The sequence below is a fragment of the Fictibacillus fluitans genome (genome assembly GCF_030418125.1).
Classification (GTDB): Bacteria; Bacillota; Bacilli; order Bacillales; family Fictibacillaceae; genus Fictibacillus_C; species Fictibacillus_C fluitans.
This window is the reverse complement of record NZ_JAUHTR010000007.1, coordinates 17772-34517: the sequence shown is the minus strand read 5'-3', so window position 1 is coordinate 34517 and position 16746 is coordinate 17772. Positions and strand designations below refer to the sequence as shown.

The following is a 16746-nucleotide window of genomic DNA, read 5'->3' as shown; positions in this document are numbered from 1 at the left end:
GCAAGTTAGGAGGATTTGTACATGTCAGTTGAAACTTCATTTAAATACGACAAAGATTATGTAAGCAAGTTCTCTGAAAGCCGCCAGGAACCACAGTGGCTTTTGGATCTTCGCTTGCGCGCTTTGGAGCTGGCACAGCAGCTGCCAATGCCAAAGCCGGATAAAACGAAAATTGATAAATGGAATCTTACAGAATTTAATCATATCAGCAGCAAAGAAAACGGAACTGAACTGCCTGAACAAGTGAAAGCCCTTATTGGCGAAGATAGTGAAGCAGGGAATTTACTTGTGATTCAAAACGGTAAAACGCTTCGTTCATCAGTAACGGAAGAGTTAACTTCACAAGGCGTTATTTTTACTGACCTTGCTACAGCTGTGAAAGAACATGGCGACCTTCTTCAGAAATATTTCATGAACGATGGAGTCAGCGTTGATGAAAACCGCCTGACAGCCATTCATGCAGCATTGGTCAGCAACGGAGCATTTATCTATGTTCCAAAAAATGTTGAAGTAAAGGCTCCTCTACAAGCGATTTATTTCCATGATGACGAGCAGGCAGGTCTTGTAAACCACGTAATCGTGGCAGCCGAAGATAACAGTTCTGTCACCTATGTTGAAAACTACCTTTCCATGAACAATGAAGCAGAGTCAGTTTCCAACATCGTGTCAGAAGTTTTTGCAGGTTCTGGGGCGAAAGTCGTTTACGGTGCTGTAGACAACCTGGCAAAAGGCATGACTTCTTACATTAACCGCAGAGGCCGTGTGGGACGCGATGCCAGAATCGAATGGGCTCTGGGTCAGCTGAACGACGGAAATACGGTTTCAGACAACACAACTCACCTTGTGGGTGATGGTTCATTTACCGATACGAAGACGGTAAATATCGGACTCGGTGACCAAAAGCAAAACTTTGTGGCTCAAATCTTCCACCACGGAAAAAGCTCAGAAGGCTACATCCTGACACATGGTGTAATGAAGGATGCTGCAAGCTCCATCTTTAACGGAATTACGAAGATTGAGCATGGCGCAACAAAATCGAACGGTGAACAGACAGAACGCGTCCTGATGCTGAGTGAAAAAGCACGTGGCGACGCCAACCCGATCCTTTTGATCGATGAGGACGATGTAACAGCAGGCCATGCTGCTTCAGTCGGACGTATTGATCCGATTCAATTGTTCTATCTTATGAGCCGCGGTATATCAAAAGCTGAGGCTGAACGATTGATCATCCACGGATTCCTTGGACCTGTTGTTAACGAGATGCCGCTTGAATCCGTGAAAAAACGTTTGGTTGAGGTAATAGAAAGGAAAGTAAGATAATGAACGCACAAGAAGTAAGAAAGCTGTTTCCGATCCTGCATCAGGAAGTGAATGGAAAACCGCTTGTTTACTTTGATAGTGCCGCAACTTCCCAAAAGCCGGTACCTGTCATTGAAGCGCTGGAAAAGTATTACCGCGAGTACAATTCAAACGTTCACCGGGGTGTCCATACGCTGGGTACCCGGGCAACGGATGCCTATGAAGGTGCACGCGAAAAAGTCCGCCGTTTTATTAATGCAAAGTCCACGCAGGAAGTGATTTTTACACGGGGGACAACAACATCCATCAATACAGTCGCAGCGAGCTACGGTCTGTCCAACCTGTCAGAGGGCGATGAGATCGTCATCACGCCGATGGAGCATCACAGCAACATTATTCCATGGCAGCAGGTGGCAAAGAAAACCGGAGCAACACTGAAATATATCCCTTTGCAAGAAGATGGTTCCATTGATCTTGCTGACGTGGAAAACACTGTAACAGAACATACTAAGATTGTATCGGTTATGCACGTTTCCAATGTTCTTGGCACGATTAATCCTGTAAAAGAAATTGGCGCCATTGCCCATAAACACGGAGCGATTATGGTGGTTGACGGAGCACAGAGCACACCTCATTTAAAGGTTGATGTTCAAGACCTGGATTGTGACTTTTTTGCTTTTTCTTCCCATAAGATGTGCGGTCCGACAGGCATTGGGGTACTATACGGGAAAAAGGCGCTGCTCAACAAGATGGAACCGGTTGAATTCGGCGGAGAAATGATTGATTTCGTTGATCTTTACGATTCAACATGGAAAGAACTGCCGTGGAAATTTGAAGCAGGCACGCCTATTATTGCCGGTGCTATCGGACTTGGTGCCGCGATCGATTTTCTATCGGACATCGGGCTTGAAAACATTCACAGACATGAGGAAGAACTTGCGAAATATGCGATTGAACAGATGTCAGAAATGGAGGGCATTACGATTTACGGACCGAAAGAACGTGCCGGAATCGTAACCTTCAACATTGACGAAGTCCATCCTCATGATGTGGCTACTGTACTTGATGCAGAAGGGATCGCAGTGCGTGCCGGACATCATTGCGCCCAGCCGCTGATGAAATGGTTAAATGCCTCTTCCACTGCCCGTGCAAGCTTCTATCTGTATAACACCAAAGACGAGATTGATTCTTTCGTAAAAGGATTGGTCACGACAAAGGAGTATTTCGGCCATGTCTTCTAATTTAGATCAGCTTTACCGCCAAGTTATTATGGATCACTACAAAAACCCGCGCAACAAAGGACAGCTCGGGGAAGACACAGTGACCATCAATATGAATAATCCAACATGCGGTGACCGTATCCAGCTCCATCTGAAAGTCGAGGATGGGAAGATTGCTGACGCGAAGTTTGATGGCGAAGGCTGCTCCATCAGCCTGGCTTCTGCCAGTATGATGACGCAATCGGTAAAAGGCTTATCTGTTGAGGATGCGATCAAGTTTGCCCATATTTTTTATGATATGATGCTTGGAAAAGATTATGATGACACCACTTTCGACCTGGGGGATATTGAAGCTCTTCAAGGCGTTTCCAAATTTCCTGCCAGAATCAAATGTGCCACACTTGCCTGGAAGGCAATGGAGAAGGGTGTCGGAAAAGAAGAAGAGATTTAAAAAGGCGAACAGGACAGGAGCAAGGTGCCCTGCCTGTTTCCTTGTGATAAATGCATGATGTGCTACAATGATAATAAGTGCCATTGCAAGAGAACTGTATCCTTTAAGGAGGGATGAAACGATGGCTAAAAAAATGCCTGAGATCGGCGAATACAAATATGGATTTCGCGATAAAGACGTTTCGATCTTCCGCTCAAAACGCGGATTGACAAAAGAAATTGTAGAAGAAATCTCCAAAATTAAAGATGAACCACAATGGATGCTCGATTTCCGTTTGAAATCACTGGAGCAATTTTATAAAATGCCTATGCCTCAATGGGGCGGAAATTTAAAAGACTTGAACTTTGATGACATTACGTACTATGTAAAGCCGTCCGAGAAGTCTGAAAAATCATGGGATGAAGTGCCGCCAGAAATTAAAGCGACCTTCGACAAGCTTGGAATCCCTGAAGCTGAGCAAAAGTACCTTGCTGGTGTTTCTGCACAGTACGAATCAGAGGTTGTTTATCACAACATGAAAGAAGATCTTACTGATCTCGGTATCCTGTTTACTGATACAGATACAGCACTTCGTGAGCACGAAGAGATCTTCAGACAATATTTCGGTACTGTTATTCCTCCATCCGACAACAAGTTCGCAGCATTGAACTCAGCGGTATGGTCCGGCGGATCGTTCATTTATGTGCCAAAAGGCGTTAAATGTGATACTCCGCTGCAAGCGTATTTCCGAATCAACTCGGAAAACATGGGTCAATTCGAACGTACGTTGATCATTGCTGATGAAGACAGTTCAGTTCACTATGTAGAAGGATGTACAGCACCGGTTTACTCAACCAATTCACTTCACAGTGCGGTTGTAGAAATCATTGTTAAAAAGAACGCTTATGCGCGTTACACAACGATTCAAAACTGGGCAAATAACATTTATAATCTGGTGACAAAGCGTGCGGTTGCCGAAGAAAATGCAACCATGGAATGGGTCGATGGAAATATCGGTTCACGTTTGACTATGAAATATCCTGCAGTTGTCATGAAAGGCCGCGGAGCAAAAGGTACCATTCTTTCTATCGCGATTGCCGGTAAAGGACAGCATCAGGATGCAGGGGCGAAAGTTCTTCACCTGGCACCTGACTGCTCATCCACCATTGTTTCGAAATCCATTTCAAAACATGGCGGTAAAGTAACCTATCGCGGAATTTCACACTTTGGACGCCGTTCTGAAGGATCCAAGTCCAACATTAAGTGTGATACGCTGATCATGGATAACCAATCCACATCAGATACAATTCCGTACAATGAAATTCTGAACAACAACATCACACTGGAGCACGAAGCTACGGTTTCAAAAGTTTCAGAAGATCAGTTGTTCTATCTCATGAGCCGCGGTATTTCTGAGCAAGAAGCAACAGAAATGATCGTAATGGGCTTCATCGAGCCATTTACAAAAGAACTTCCAATGGAATATGCAGTTGAAATGAACCGCCTGATCAAGTTCGAGATGGAAGGTTCAATCGGCTAAGTATTGCCGGCGAACGATTTGATTTTATCTTTTAGTGTAGGAGGCGAACTTTTGAAGTTCGTCTTCTTCTGTTTTTTCAGTAATATCAAGAAACAGTATCCGCTGTTGTTTTGATCGTTTTATATCCCAATCGAGTGGAATAGATTCTCTTTAGGGACAAGAAAAGTAGGTGAACAAAGTGGGGAAATATCAATTAGATACCAAAGGTAAGGTAGCTGTGACAAAATATCATGAAAAACACAAGCCTGCCAAATTTGATAAAAAGCAGCAACTTGAAAAAATACGTGCGGATTATTTGAAAAAGAAGCAAAAACAAACAGATAAATAATATGAATGTTGTTTTACGCCAATTTATCAACTTCGAGATGAAAGTTTCAATTGGATAATTGTTATAGCAGGCCCTGGTTATTATACCGGGGCTTTTTTGTTATAAAGATTATATTAAATAACAGGGTTTTCGTTACCTGAGTGGAATTTGTAAAAGGAAATGAAACAAAGGGAGGAGAATTGAAATGTTTCTGACCAAAAACGATTTTTTTGAAATCATGGAAGGCAACAGAAGATTGACGCTGCGAGCCATTGAGGCTTTTCCTGAAGACAAGTTCTTCAATTTTACGCCGGATGAAAAGCTTCGTCCTTTTTCAGAAATGATAAAGGAAATCGTGAATATCGAAAGCGGCTATATAAATGGTGTGGCACTGGACAAGTGGGAATACAAGGACATGTTTGAAGGGATAAGTAAAAAAGAGGATTTTCTTGAAATCAGCAAGGAAGTTCGTGATCAAACGAGAAGGCTGTTTCAGGAGATGGATGAGGAAAGGCTGAATGTTGTAATGCAGGATTCGTTCTTTGGCCCGGAAATGAGCCATTTCGCACGGCTTCAATATGCACTCGAAAATGAAATTCACCATCGTGGCCAGGGCTTCACCTACCTTCGCCTGCTCGGAATCGAGCCTCCTGAGTTTTATGTGCGATAAGCTATAAGAAAAACTATATCTGAAATATGTAGATGCAGCGGAGTACACGAAAACGTGTGCTCCGTTTTTCTTATGCTTGTGCATTTTCACTATGGTAAATTGGTTAAGATACAGACAGGAAGGCAGGGATGGATACGTGCAATTTTTAACGCATGAACTGGCTAATGAAATCGTTGAACGAACCATGAAAATATTAAACCAAAATATCAACGTTATGAATAACGAAGGAGTGATTATCGGATCTGGGGAGAGTGAAAGGATGAACCAGATCCATGACGGTGCCCTTCTTGTTCTTCAAAAAGGTGAGAGTGTTGAAATTGATTCACGAAAAGCGGGAGAAATGAAGGGAGCAAAACCGGGAATTAACCTTCCCATCCGATTTAACAACCAAATCGTCGGTGTCATCGGAATTACAGGTGAACCTGAGGACATTAAACATTATGCGCAGCTCGTAAAAATGGCAGCAGAACTCGTCTTGGAGCAGTCGTTTCTGCTTGAGCGAGTCCAATGGAAACAAAGAATGCAGAGCGAGATTGTCAATCTGCTGATCTCTGAAGAACAGGTAGATGAAGAAAGGACGAAGGAACGTGCTGCATTGCTCGGAATTCATCTTGAAAAACCGAGAACCGTCCTTCTCCTGAAATCTCTGAACTCAGAAGATATATCCAATCACACCTTAGCACGTTTGGTTCAGTATGAAATGGAAAACACAGCTTTAACAGGCATTACGTTTAATAACGAAGTGGTGGTGCTTAAAGAAACCGGCATTGTTCATTCAAAAGAAAGTATCAACATTTTATCCAAGAGGCTTCAAAAGGCAGTGGGAGAGGATGTTTTGTTAGGATGGGGACAGCCTGCCAGAAATCTAAATGAAATCAAAATATCATTCAGACAGGCGAAAAAGGCAATCCAGGTGGGAGTTAAACTAAAGCCTGCTCTCCGTTATTACGATTATGAAGACTTCCAGCTGGAAATCCTTCTCTCGAAGCTTGTTCAGAATGAACATGAGCAGCAGATCTTCGGGTTCTATGAGAGACTGCTTGACCGGGGACGAAAGGGAGAACTGACAGACACCCTGGAGGCTTATTTCCGTGAAGGAGGAGAATTGAACAAAATCGCGGAAAGCCTGTTTATACACCGAAATACGCTGAGGTACCGCCTTGATAAAATCAAGGAACTAACAGGCAAAGATCCTCGACAGGCGAAAGACCTGATCCAATTGTATATGGCTAGCGTTTTGCACGATGTTCGGTAATTGTGCATCTGCACAAAAATACTTTCGTTTTTGTTCTCAATCCTTATTCTCTTTCACAATGCTTCCGATAAATAAAACGCTTACAATAAACGGAGTAGCTTCGTTCATCAGGGAGGAAAGAGAACATGGATATTACTGTAAGCGCTTTAGGGGCAATTAGTGCTTTATTGATTGCAATTATACTGATCTTGAAAAAAGTACCGCCTGCATACGGAATGGTTGCGGGAGCCTTCATCGGGGGATTGATTGGAGGCGCTGACATTGCCCAAACGGTTAATTTAATGATGTCAGGAGCAAAAGATATTATTCCGGCAGTATTAAGAATCCTGGCGGCTGGTATTCTGGCAGGAGTGCTGATCGAATCAGGAGCGGCCTCCTCTATAGCTGAAACCATCGTAAATAAAATTGGGCAATCGCGTGCCTTATTGGCACTGGCCATAGCCACCATGATCCTGACCGCTGTCGGAGTGTTCGTGGACGTCGCTGTTATCACGGTCTCGCCAATCGCACTTGCCATAGCCAAACGTGCCGGTCTTTCCAAAACAGCGATACTGCTTGCGATGATTGGCGGCGGAAAGGCAGGAAATATTATGTCGCCGAACCCGAATGCCATTGCCGCTTCAGATGCGTTCCATGTACCGTTAACATCCGTGATGGCAGCCGGAGTGATACCCGCTGTCTTTGGAGTAGCTGTAACCTACATCCTGGCAAAAAGGCTTGTTCATAAAGGGACAGAGGTACAGATAGAAGATATTAATGCAACAGACAATAATGATGTTCCATTGTTTATAGCTGCATTGGCAGGACCTCTTGTTACCATTGTTTTGCTGGCCTTAAGGCCGCTGTTCAATATTACGATTGATCCAATGATTGCACTGCCGATTGGCGGGCTGATTGGTGCCATTGCCATGAAAAAAACAAAGAAGATTAATGATTATGCAGTTTCGGGGTTAAGCAAAATGTCAGGCGTGGCGATCATGCTTCTGGGAACGGGAACGTTGGCAGGAATTATTGCTAATTCTTCATTAAAGGATGTAATTGTGCAAGGCTTGAACGCTTCCGGTATGCCGGCCTTTTTACTGGCTCCTGTGTCAGGGATCCTGATGTCCGGTGCTACTGCGTCCACAACAGCGGGTACCGCCGTGGCGAGCAGTGTTTTTGCCAGTACGATTATCGGGCTTGGGGTTTCAGCCCTTGCGGGAGCTGCAATGGTCCACGCAGGTGCCACAGTGCTTGACCATATGCCGCACGGCAGCTTCTTTCACGCAACGGCAGGAAGTGTCAACATGAATATCAAGGAACGATTGAAGCTTATGCCCTATGAATCTCTGATTGGGCTCACTCTGGCGGTCATCTCGACACTGATCTTTGGTGTGTTTAAATTTTTTGGATAGCAGAAAGGTGTGGTGGATGTGAAAATTGTGATTGCTCCTGATTCATTTAAGGAAAGTTTATCGGCGTTGGAGGCGGCCCATGCGATTGAAAAGGGACTTAAGGGGATTTTTCCGGACGCGGAGTATATAAAGCTGCCCATGGCAGATGGAGGGGAAGGAACGGTTCAATCCCTGGTGGATGCCACTAACGGTTCGATCGTGGAATGTGAGGTGACAGGTCCGCTGGGAGAACCGGTTCAGGCGTTCTTTGGAATGATGGGAGATAAAAAAACAGCCGTGATTGAAATGGCCGCAGCGTCAGGGCTCCATCTTGTGCCACAAGGAAGCAGGAATCCGCTCATCACTACAACTAAAGGTACGGGAGAATTAATCCTGGCTGCTCTGGATTATGGTGCAGAGGACATTATTGTGGGAATCGGCGGAAGTGCAACAAATGATGGAGGAGCCGGTATGATACAGGCGCTTGGCGGAAGCTTGATGGACCCTTCAGGAAATGAAATTGAACCTGGAGGAGGTTCACTTGCCCAACTTGCTTCCATTGACTTATCTGGTCTTGATCCGAGGCTTCAGGCAGTACGCATTCAAGTTGCCTGTGATGTGGATAATCCGTTAACAGGTCCCAGGGGAGCATCCGTTGTGTTTGGTCCCCAAAAAGGGGCAACTCCCGGTATGGTGGAAGAGCTTGATCGAAGCCTGTCACACTTTGCCGACATCGCTGAAAAAACATTGGGAATGTCATTGAGAAACAAAGAAGGGGCGGGTGCAGCAGGAGGACTTGGAGCAAGCCTGATGGGAGTTCTTAATGCAGAGCTTAAAAGAGGAATCGAAATTGTACTTCAAGCTGTCAACTTTGAGGATGTCGTGAAGGATGCGGATCTTGTGATCACAGGCGAAGGCCGCATCGACAGTCAAACCATCTGCGGTAAAACCCCAGTTGGTGTTGCAAAAGCAGCGAAAAAGTACGGGGTGCCGGTCATTGCGCTCGCAGGCTCTCTCTCTGATGACAGCAGCGTGGTTTATGAGCACGGAATCGACGCACTGTTCAGCATTGTTCCAGGCGTTACTTCGCTCTCAGAAGCTTTTGAACAAGCGGGTCAAAACATGGAAAGAACAGCCAGGAACATTGCGGCATCCATGAAAATAGAAAGCTCCTCTTTGCGTGGCAAGCGGGAAGCAAATACTTGATATCGATATCAGATTTTGAGATAATTATGGAAGAAGCGGGTGCGTATGTTCCCTCTTTTTCTTTTTAAATGAGAAGATATGAATACAAGCGGACACCGAAGGGGGTTCGCTTTTTTACATAATGGAATTTGGGGAATAGAATAGTAAACTTATTGTCAAAGAGGAGAATCCCAATGATATTAGTTGGAGTGACCGGCTGGGGTGATCACCAGTCTTTATACCCGGAAGGGACGAAATCTACCGATAAATTAAAGCTTTACAGCGGTTATTTTCCTGTTGTGGAAGTGGATGCATCGTTTTATGCGATACAGCCGCTGAAGAATTATCAAAAATGGATCAAGGATACACCGGACCGCTTTTCATTCGTCATTAAAGCTTATCAGGGAATGACCGGTCATGCCCGAGGGAAAATTCCTTTTGAAACGACGAAGGAAATGTTCGACCTTTTTAAGGAGTCCATTAAGCCGGTGATGGAAGCCGGAAAAATGAAGGCCGTTCTTTTTCAGTATCCGCCCTGGTTGGAATGTGACAAGGAAAGCGTCCAGATGCTCAGGTTTACGCGCGAGATGATGGAAGATATTCCGGTGGCGCTGGAATTCCGGCATCAATCCTGGTTTACGGATGAAATGAAGGACAAGACGGTGGACTTTATGAAGGACGAGCAATGGATCCATACCATCTGTGATGAACCCCAGGCAGGACAGGGCTCAGTCCCGACAGTTCTGGAACCTGCTTCACCGGACGTAACCATCATCAGGCTCCATGGGAGAAATGTACATGGATGGAACAATCATGGACAAGCTAACTGGAGAGAAGTGCGGTATCTGTACAGGTATAATAAAAAAGAGTTATTGGAATGGAAACAACATGTTGAAGCGTTAAATAAGCAGTCCAAAGATATTGTTGTGCTGTTTAACAATAATTCCGGCGGAGATGCAGCTGATAACGCGAGACAGTTTATTGACATGCTTCATCTGGATTATGAAGGGCTTTCGCCAAGGCAGCTGGATTTATTTTAATGCACACAAGCCTTGCGTTATAATCGAAATACTATACAGCTTGACCTGCCTTAGTTTTGGCAGGTTCTTAAGGTTCAGGGGGCATTATGCTAAATACACTAACCATTTATCATACGAATGATATTCACAGCCATTTTGAAAGCTGGACACGAATTGTTCATCATATAAAAACGGCGCAAAAAAAAGCGCAGGAAAAAGAAGAGCCCATCTTTTATTTTGACTGCGGTGACTTTATGGACCGGGCTAACCCGCTAACCGAGGGAACGCTTGGCCAGGGCAACACTCTTTTATTGAATCAGGCCGGCACGCATGCGGCGACGATCGGAAACAATGAGGGCATAACTCTGACAAAAGACGAACTGGAAGCCCTCTATACCAAAGCAGACTTTCCCGTTCTTGCGGCCAATATTTTTAATGACCAGGGAGAGCGCCCGCCATGGGCAAAAGTATCTGAGATTTTTACAACAAAAGATGGACTTAAGATTGGTGTCACTGGCGTAACCATTGCTTTCCAGGCGTTCTATCAATCTCTTGGATGGCAGGTGAAAGATCCTTTTCTGCTGCTGCCGGAGATTGTTGATGAGCTGAAAAGGAAAAGCGACATCGTCATTGTACTCTCACATCTGGGATTAAATTTTGATGAAAGAATGGCGGAAGAAATTGAAGGCATCGATCTGATTCTGGGAGCTCATACGCATCACGTGCTTCCACGGGGCAGGGAGATCAATGGAACGCTTATTGCCCAGACAGGGAAATTCGGTACGTATCTGGGAGAAGTCCAGGTGCAATATGACGCATCTACCAAGGAGATCACCTCTAAATCTGCCGTCCTGATTGACCCCTTCGATGAAGAGGAAGACCTGGAAGGACAGCAGCTTTTAAACGATCTGAGGCTTAAAGGAGAAACAGAGCTGAAACAAGAAGTGGGAACACTGGAGCATCCTCTCCATATCTCATGGTATGAGCCTTCGCCATTTGGCCAGCTGATGGCAGATGCACTGAAGGAATGGTGCGGGACCTCTTATTCCATGATTAATGCCGGCGTTATACTGGAAAGCCTTCCTGCAGGCACTGTAACAAAAGGCGATCTGCACCGGATTTGTCCGCATCCGATTAATCCATGTCTGGTGGATTTAACCGGTGACGAAATAAAGGAAATTGTGAATGCCAGTCTGAGCCAGGAGATGATTCACAGGGAAGTGAAGGGATTTGGCTTCCGCGGCAAAGTGATGGGGCGGATGGCCTTTTCAGGAATTACGGCAGAGGAAGAGCTGCTTGAAGACCGGCAGCTGCATGTAAGGCGTATTGAAATGAACGGAGAACCGGTCAAAGATGAAGAAATCTACAGGGTTGCCGTCATTGACATGTTTACATTTGGCAAGCTGTATCCTGCGATTGCACGCAACAAGAATAAAACCTTTATGCTTCCGGAAACACTCCGTGACCTCCTGGAATGGAAGCTCTCATCCATGATTGGGTAAAACGTGGACGCACTCTTTCTCATCTTGTACATAAAGTATAGGAGGAAAGGGGTGGAAGCGTGATTGAATTGAACCCGGTTATCATTGACGGAAACCCATTCACTGCGGTAACCGTCCAGCTGCCCAAAACCAATTTGCTTGCGGTCTACAATGACAAAGGCTATATCATGTGCGGGGCTTTAGATGTGAGCCTCCTTAATGAAAAGCTCTCTGACCGCAAAATAATTGCAGGGAGAGCTGTTGGTGTACGAACGATTGATCAGCTCATAAACGCACCGTTGGAATCTATTACAACCGAAGCATATGCCATTGGCATAGAAGTGGGAATGTCCGGCAGGGACGCACTTCTTAAAATGGTATAAAGAAAAACTGTACTCCATTTTCGAGTACAGTTTTTTAAATTTTATAACGGTCTTTCATTAATTTTATCGCTATGAGGTTAAAGCAAAGAACGCCAATCATGACCTGAACCCGTTTCGTATTGCTGGTAAGGATATACACAAACAAAAGATAAACGCCGCTAACAAAAAAGGCAATCTGCAAGTAATACATCCATTGTAACAGCCTTTTGAAATCCAAGGTCATCCCCCCTGTATTTCAATACCAAGTTAACTCCACTATCAGTATACCAATGATAGAGACAAAATGCGCGAAAATTTCAAAAATGTAATTAAAATGAGACAAACATTTTTCGACTTTAATCCTTGTATTATTTAAGGTAGGATAGAGGAAGTAGAAATGATTAAGAGAGGTGCACGGCCCGAATGAGACAATATCTGGATTTGCTTCAGGATACACTGGAAAACGGAACAAAAAAAGAAGACCGGACAGGCACAGGAACCATCTCTGTTTTTGGACGGCAGATGAGGTACAATCTCCAGGATGGATTTCCGGTAGTAACCACCAAAAAGCTGGCGTTGCGTTCCATCATTCATGAATTGCTTTGGTTTTTAAAAGGTGATACAAACATCGCCTATTTGCGTGAGAACAAGGTAACTATCTGGGATGAATGGGCAGATGAAAATGGTGATCTCGGCCCGGTATACGGCCATCAATGGCGCTCATGGCAGGCGCCAAACGGGGAGACCATTGACCAAATCTCCAATCTGATTCATGATATAAAACATAACCCGGATTCAAGAAGACTGCTTGTTTCCGCATGGAACCCGGCCGATGTTCCCAATATGGCACTCCCGCCATGCCATACCCTTTTTCAATTTTATGTTGCTGATGAAAAATTATCCTGCCAGCTTTACCAACGGTCCGCAGACCTCTTCCTAGGCGTGCCGTTTAACATTGCGTCGTATGCCTTGCTGACCATGATGATTGCACAAGTGTGTGACCTCAAACCGGGAGAATTTATCCATACGGTGGGTGATGCTCACATCTATTTAAATCATTTGGAACAGGTGAAGCTGCAGCTGACAAGGGATCCGAAGCCGCTGCCGACCATGAAAATCAATCCGGAAGTAAAGTCCATTTTTGATTTTACAATTGATGACTTTGAGCTTTTGAATTATGAGCATCATCCCAAAATCAAGGGCGAGGTTTCCGTATGATTTCCTACGTGTTCGCAATGGACAAGAATCGTTTGATCGGGAAGCAGAATGATCTGCCATGGCATCTGCCCGCAGATTTGAAACATTTTAAAAAAGTGACCATGGGTAAACCGATCCTGATGGGACGCAAGACCTATGATTCCATCAGACGGCCGCTCCCCGGACGTGAAAATATTATCTTAACAAGAGATAAATCATATCAACCGGAAGGCTGCACTGTTTTGCATACGGTTCAGGACGCGCTGGACAGGCAGGACGGAGAGCTTTGCGTGATTGGAGGAGCAGAGGTCTTCCGTCTGTTTATGCCTTATGTAGAGCGAATGTACGTTACGCATATTGACGAGTCGTTTGAGGGAGATACTTACTTTCCCGAATATAATGAATCTGAATGGAACGTTGTTGAACGATCAAACGGTATTCTTGATGAAAAAAATAAATATCCACACGAATTTCTCACGTTAGAGAAAAAATAAACTCATGAAGTCCTCTTTCCATACAAAGGAAGGAGGGCTTTTATTATGGGTAAAAAGTACAGGATTCGACATAAAATCCGAAAAAACCTTTGACTTTCTGCCTAGAAAAACGTATAGTAAAGACGAAATTATCTGAATTATTTCATATATCTTACAAGTTAGGGGGCATACGGATGGAAAAGAGACAACAATGGGGTTCAAGATATGGCTTTATTCTGGCAGCTGTAGGTTCAGCTGTCGGACTGGGTAATATCTGGAGATTCCCGGCAGTAGCGTATGAAAATGGGGGAGGCGCCTTTTTCTTTCCTTATTTATTTGCGCTCTTAACAGCAGGTATTCCTATCTTGATTCTGGAATTTACCCTCGGGCACAAATTCAGGGGTTCGGCTCCGCTTTCGCTTTTCAGAATGAACAAAAAAGCTGAATGGCTGGGCTGGTGGCAGGTACTGATTGCCTTCGTCATTTCAACCTATTATGCGGTCATCATCGCTTGGGCGGTAAAGTTCTGTATTTATTCGCTCGGCACCAAATGGGGGGCAGATACAGAAGGCTTTTTCTTTGGCAAGGTATTAAAACTTTCAGAGAAGCCGGGTGAAATCGGAGGACTTGTACCGGGAGTAGTGGTTCCTCTCCTTTTCGTCTGGCTGGTTACCCTTATTGTTCTATACAAAGGCGTATCCAAAGGGATAGAAAGACTTAATAAAATATTTATACCGGCGCTTGTGGTCATGTTTTTGATCATCGTTGTACGGGCATTAACGCTCGATGGAGCCACACAGGGGCTCGAAGCATTTTTTAAGCCGGATTGGAGCAAGATTGCGGACGGTAAAGTTTGGGTAGCTGCCTACGGCCAGATTTTCTTCTCGCTGTCCATTGCTTTCGCCATAATGATTACGTATTCCAGTTATCTTCCGAAAAAATCGGACATCAACAACAATGCGTTTATAACAGCATTTGCGAATTCAGGATTCGAGTTGCTGGCGGGTATTGGTGTATTTGCCGCATTAGGATTCATGGCCATGCAGCAAGGGGTTCCGGTGGAGAAGGTGGTAAGCGGCGGCATAGGACTTGCCTTCGTGGTCTTTCCGAACATCATCAATGAATTCCCTGGACTTAACGGATTATTCGGGGTCTTGTTCTTCCTTTCCCTTGTTTTTGCAGGAATGACTTCCCTGATCTCCATTTGTGAAACCTATGTAGCTGCCGTGCAGGAGAAGTTCAATATCTCCCGTACAAAAGCAGTGCTTACAGGCGGACTGATTGCTACCGTTATTTCTCTTCTTTACGCTACAAATGGCGGAATGTATTTGCTCGATGTAGTGGATTACTTTATCAATAATCTCGGTATCGCTCTTGCGGGACTGGTAGAAGTTATTCTCGTAGCCTGGTTCTTTAAGCAGCTTGGAGGACTTCAGCATCATGCAAACGGTGTTTCAGACCTTCTTACAGGTCTGTGGTGGAAAATCTGTCTTGGGGTATTAACACCAGTTGTTTTGGGTTACATGATGTACGATAATATCAAGCAAAATATTGCAAGTAACTATGGGGACTATTCTACTCAGCTGGTTACGTACGCAGGATGGCTCGTGGCTGCAGCTGTCATTATAATTGGGATCCTCTTCTCTGCTAAAGGCTGGAACAATAACACAGAGCAAGAGAAAAAGGAGGTCATCTGACATGTCGGGTAGTGCAATTACAATGATGCTCGTTGGTATGGTGGTCATCTGGGGCGGATTGCTGGCAAGTATCCTTAATGTGGTGCGTGTCTCCAGAAAATCCCGATAAATGAATAAACAAATCCACCCGGTATTGATGCCGGGTGGATTTTTTAATGTCTTCTGCTCGCTATCCGGTCCTGCCGCTCCCAGGCACGCAGGTAAGGATAAGGATCAAAAGCCCATTCCGTATAGCCGTTATCGCGGTACATGCCGTAATGCAGATGAGGCGGGAATTTGCCGGAGGTTCCGGGTGGCCCGTATCCTGAGCTTCCTACATAACCGACGACCATTCCCGGCTCAACAATGCTGCCCTTTTTTATGCCTTTATTAAAGCTGGAAAGGTGAGCAAAATAGTGATAAACATTGTTGATATCGCGTATTCCGATTCGCCAGCCGCCAAACCGGTTCCATCCTTTAATTTCCACAATACCGTAGGAGGTCGCTTTAACGGGAACTCCGTAATCAGCAAAAATGTCGGTGCCCTCGTGGATGCGAAGACCGCCATATCCCCTCCGGTCTCCCCACGTATTTTTAAAGCTGTAGTTGGAGCGCAGAGGAACAACAAATGAATGCCGGGTGAGCGCCACCGTTCCATACGATTTGTAGATTTTGGCGTTTTCCATGACGATACTGATCGCTTTATCCCTCCGGTAAAAATCCCACAAGCCAATTTTAAAATTCTCTTCATCGAATCCATACTTACTTATGAAATCGGAAAAGGTATAAAGCAAATCTTCATCGTTATTACGGTCAGCGATTCCGTCGTTGTTTCCATCCATGCCCGCACCGCCAAAAATCCGGATGGAGCCTGGGTTTTTATCATCCATGTTTGGGTTTAAAGGCCCGGACCACTGTATGGGTGAGAAATAAATGCCTACAAGACCCGAGGCTTTGGGAATGTCGGTTCTTGCACGGCGGACGCTTCGCTCATATTGGTCAACACCGGCAAAATAGTACCAGGGAATGTTCGTGATGGTTTCCATCTTCTTATAAAGAGCGAGCCGCTGGACATCTTCTTTACTGTAAGAAGGAGTCGCAGCCTGTGCTTGTTTGACGGGCAGAATGAACCCGATACATGAAGCAACTAAGAAAAGACTTAGCCATTTTTTCATGGTGAGTAGATCAACTCCTTTCTTGCATCATATCTTTAGTTTGGTTGCTAAAAGAAATTTCATTTTATATAAATGATGGAAAAT

Annotated in this window: 18 protein-coding genes; 16 read left to right on the top strand and 2 right to left on the bottom strand. The window is 44.8% G+C overall.

The genetic code is table 11. The features are described from left to right. Positions 1 to 21: 21 nt before the first annotated feature. The 12 genes from sufD to QYB97_RS13760 all read left to right on the top strand — a co-directional run bounded on the left by sufD (position 22) and on the right by QYB97_RS13760 (position 12162). Positions 22 to 1320 carry a Fe-S cluster assembly protein SufD gene (gene sufD / locus QYB97_RS13815; protein WP_301166591.1) on the top strand — a complete coding sequence of 433 codons (1299 nt, stop codon included), beginning with the start codon at positions 22 to 24 and terminating at the stop codon, positions 1318 to 1320. After that, positions 1320 to 2540 (top strand): cysteine desulfurase, encoded by a 1221-nt coding sequence (locus tag QYB97_RS13810; protein ID WP_301166590.1) that lies wholly within the window; start codon positions 1320 to 1322, stop codon positions 2538 to 2540. Before sufD ends, QYB97_RS13810 begins: the two co-directional genes overlap by 1 nt. Continuing rightward, positions 2530 to 2970 (top strand): Fe-S cluster assembly sulfur transfer protein SufU, encoded by a 441-nt coding sequence (gene sufU / locus QYB97_RS13805; protein WP_301166589.1) that lies wholly within the window; start codon positions 2530 to 2532, stop codon positions 2968 to 2970. Before QYB97_RS13810 ends, sufU begins: the two co-directional genes overlap by 11 nt. A gap of 121 nt (positions 2971 to 3091) precedes the next feature. Next, on the top strand, positions 3092 to 4489 hold the full coding sequence (sufB, locus tag QYB97_RS13800) for a Fe-S cluster assembly protein SufB (RefSeq protein WP_301166588.1): 1398 nt from the start codon (positions 3092 to 3094) through the stop codon (positions 4487 to 4489). A 178-nt stretch (positions 4490 to 4667) separates the two neighbouring features. After that, complete coding sequence (locus QYB97_RS13795) at positions 4668 to 4817, top strand: hypothetical protein (protein ID WP_301166587.1); 150 nt, start codon at positions 4668 to 4670, stop codon at positions 4815 to 4817. Positions 4818 to 5001: 184 nt separating this feature from the next. Next, on the top strand, positions 5002 to 5466 hold the full coding sequence (locus QYB97_RS13790; RefSeq protein WP_301166586.1) for a DinB family protein: 465 nt from the start codon (positions 5002 to 5004) through the stop codon (positions 5464 to 5466). Between the two features lie 136 nt (positions 5467 to 5602). Then, positions 5603 to 6721 carry a CdaR family transcriptional regulator gene (locus tag QYB97_RS13785; RefSeq protein ID WP_301166585.1) on the top strand — a complete coding sequence of 373 codons (1119 nt, stop codon included), beginning with the start codon at positions 5603 to 5605 and terminating at the stop codon, positions 6719 to 6721. A 125-nt stretch (positions 6722 to 6846) separates the two neighbouring features. Next, on the top strand, positions 6847 to 8115 hold the full coding sequence (locus QYB97_RS13780) for a GntP family permease (protein ID WP_301166584.1): 1269 nt from the start codon (positions 6847 to 6849) through the stop codon (positions 8113 to 8115). 18 nt (positions 8116 to 8133) lie between these two features. Beyond that, entirely contained in the window at positions 8134 to 9300 is a 1167-nt protein-coding gene (locus tag QYB97_RS13775) for a glycerate kinase (RefSeq protein WP_301166583.1), read from the top strand. A gap of 173 nt (positions 9301 to 9473) precedes the next feature. Next, complete coding sequence (locus QYB97_RS13770) at positions 9474 to 10319, top strand: DUF72 domain-containing protein (protein ID WP_301166582.1); 846 nt, start codon at positions 9474 to 9476, stop codon at positions 10317 to 10319. An 86-nt stretch (positions 10320 to 10405) separates the two neighbouring features. Beyond that, positions 10406 to 11800 (top strand): bifunctional metallophosphatase/5'-nucleotidase, encoded by a 1395-nt coding sequence (locus QYB97_RS13765; RefSeq protein ID WP_301166581.1) that lies wholly within the window; start codon positions 10406 to 10408, stop codon positions 11798 to 11800. Positions 11801 to 11859: 59 nt separating this feature from the next. Beyond that, a complete protein-coding gene (locus QYB97_RS13760; protein WP_301166580.1) occupies positions 11860 to 12162 on the top strand; it encodes a YunC family protein in 303 nt (100 codons plus the stop codon). Between the two features lie 34 nt (positions 12163 to 12196). Here QYB97_RS13760 and QYB97_RS13755 read toward each other — a convergent pair whose 3' ends face one another. Further along, positions 12197 to 12379 (bottom strand): hypothetical protein, encoded by a 183-nt coding sequence (locus tag QYB97_RS13755; protein WP_301166579.1) that lies wholly within the window; start codon positions 12377 to 12379, stop codon positions 12197 to 12199. 185 nt (positions 12380 to 12564) lie between these two features. On the opposite strand from QYB97_RS13755, the gene QYB97_RS13750 reads away from it, so the two are divergent. The 4 genes from QYB97_RS13750 to QYB97_RS13735 all read left to right on the top strand — a co-directional run bounded on the left by QYB97_RS13750 (position 12565) and on the right by QYB97_RS13735 (position 15617). Then, positions 12565 to 13359, top strand: a complete 795-nt coding sequence (locus tag QYB97_RS13750) for a thymidylate synthase (RefSeq protein WP_301166578.1) — start codon at positions 12565 to 12567, stop codon at positions 13357 to 13359. Continuing rightward, on the top strand, positions 13356 to 13832 hold the full coding sequence (locus QYB97_RS13745; RefSeq protein ID WP_301166577.1) for a dihydrofolate reductase: 477 nt from the start codon (positions 13356 to 13358) through the stop codon (positions 13830 to 13832). The genes QYB97_RS13750 and QYB97_RS13745 overlap by 4 nt, the downstream gene beginning before the upstream one ends. Before the next feature lie 173 nt (positions 13833 to 14005). Further along, the gene (locus QYB97_RS13740) at positions 14006 to 15508 is read left to right on the top strand and encodes a sodium-dependent transporter (protein WP_301166576.1); all 1503 of its coding nucleotides are present in this window, start codon (positions 14006 to 14008) and stop codon (positions 15506 to 15508) included. A gap of 1 nt (position 15509) precedes the next feature. Beyond that, entirely contained in the window at positions 15510 to 15617 is a 108-nt protein-coding gene (locus QYB97_RS13735; protein ID WP_301166575.1) for a methionine/alanine import family NSS transporter small subunit, read from the top strand. A 43-nt stretch (positions 15618 to 15660) separates the two neighbouring features. On the opposite strand, the gene QYB97_RS13730 is transcribed toward QYB97_RS13735, so the two are convergent. Continuing rightward, positions 15661 to 16662 carry a M23 family metallopeptidase gene (locus tag QYB97_RS13730; protein ID WP_301166574.1) on the bottom strand — a complete coding sequence of 334 codons (1002 nt, stop codon included), beginning with the start codon at positions 16660 to 16662 and terminating at the stop codon, positions 15661 to 15663. Positions 16663 to 16746 lie beyond the last annotated feature (84 nt).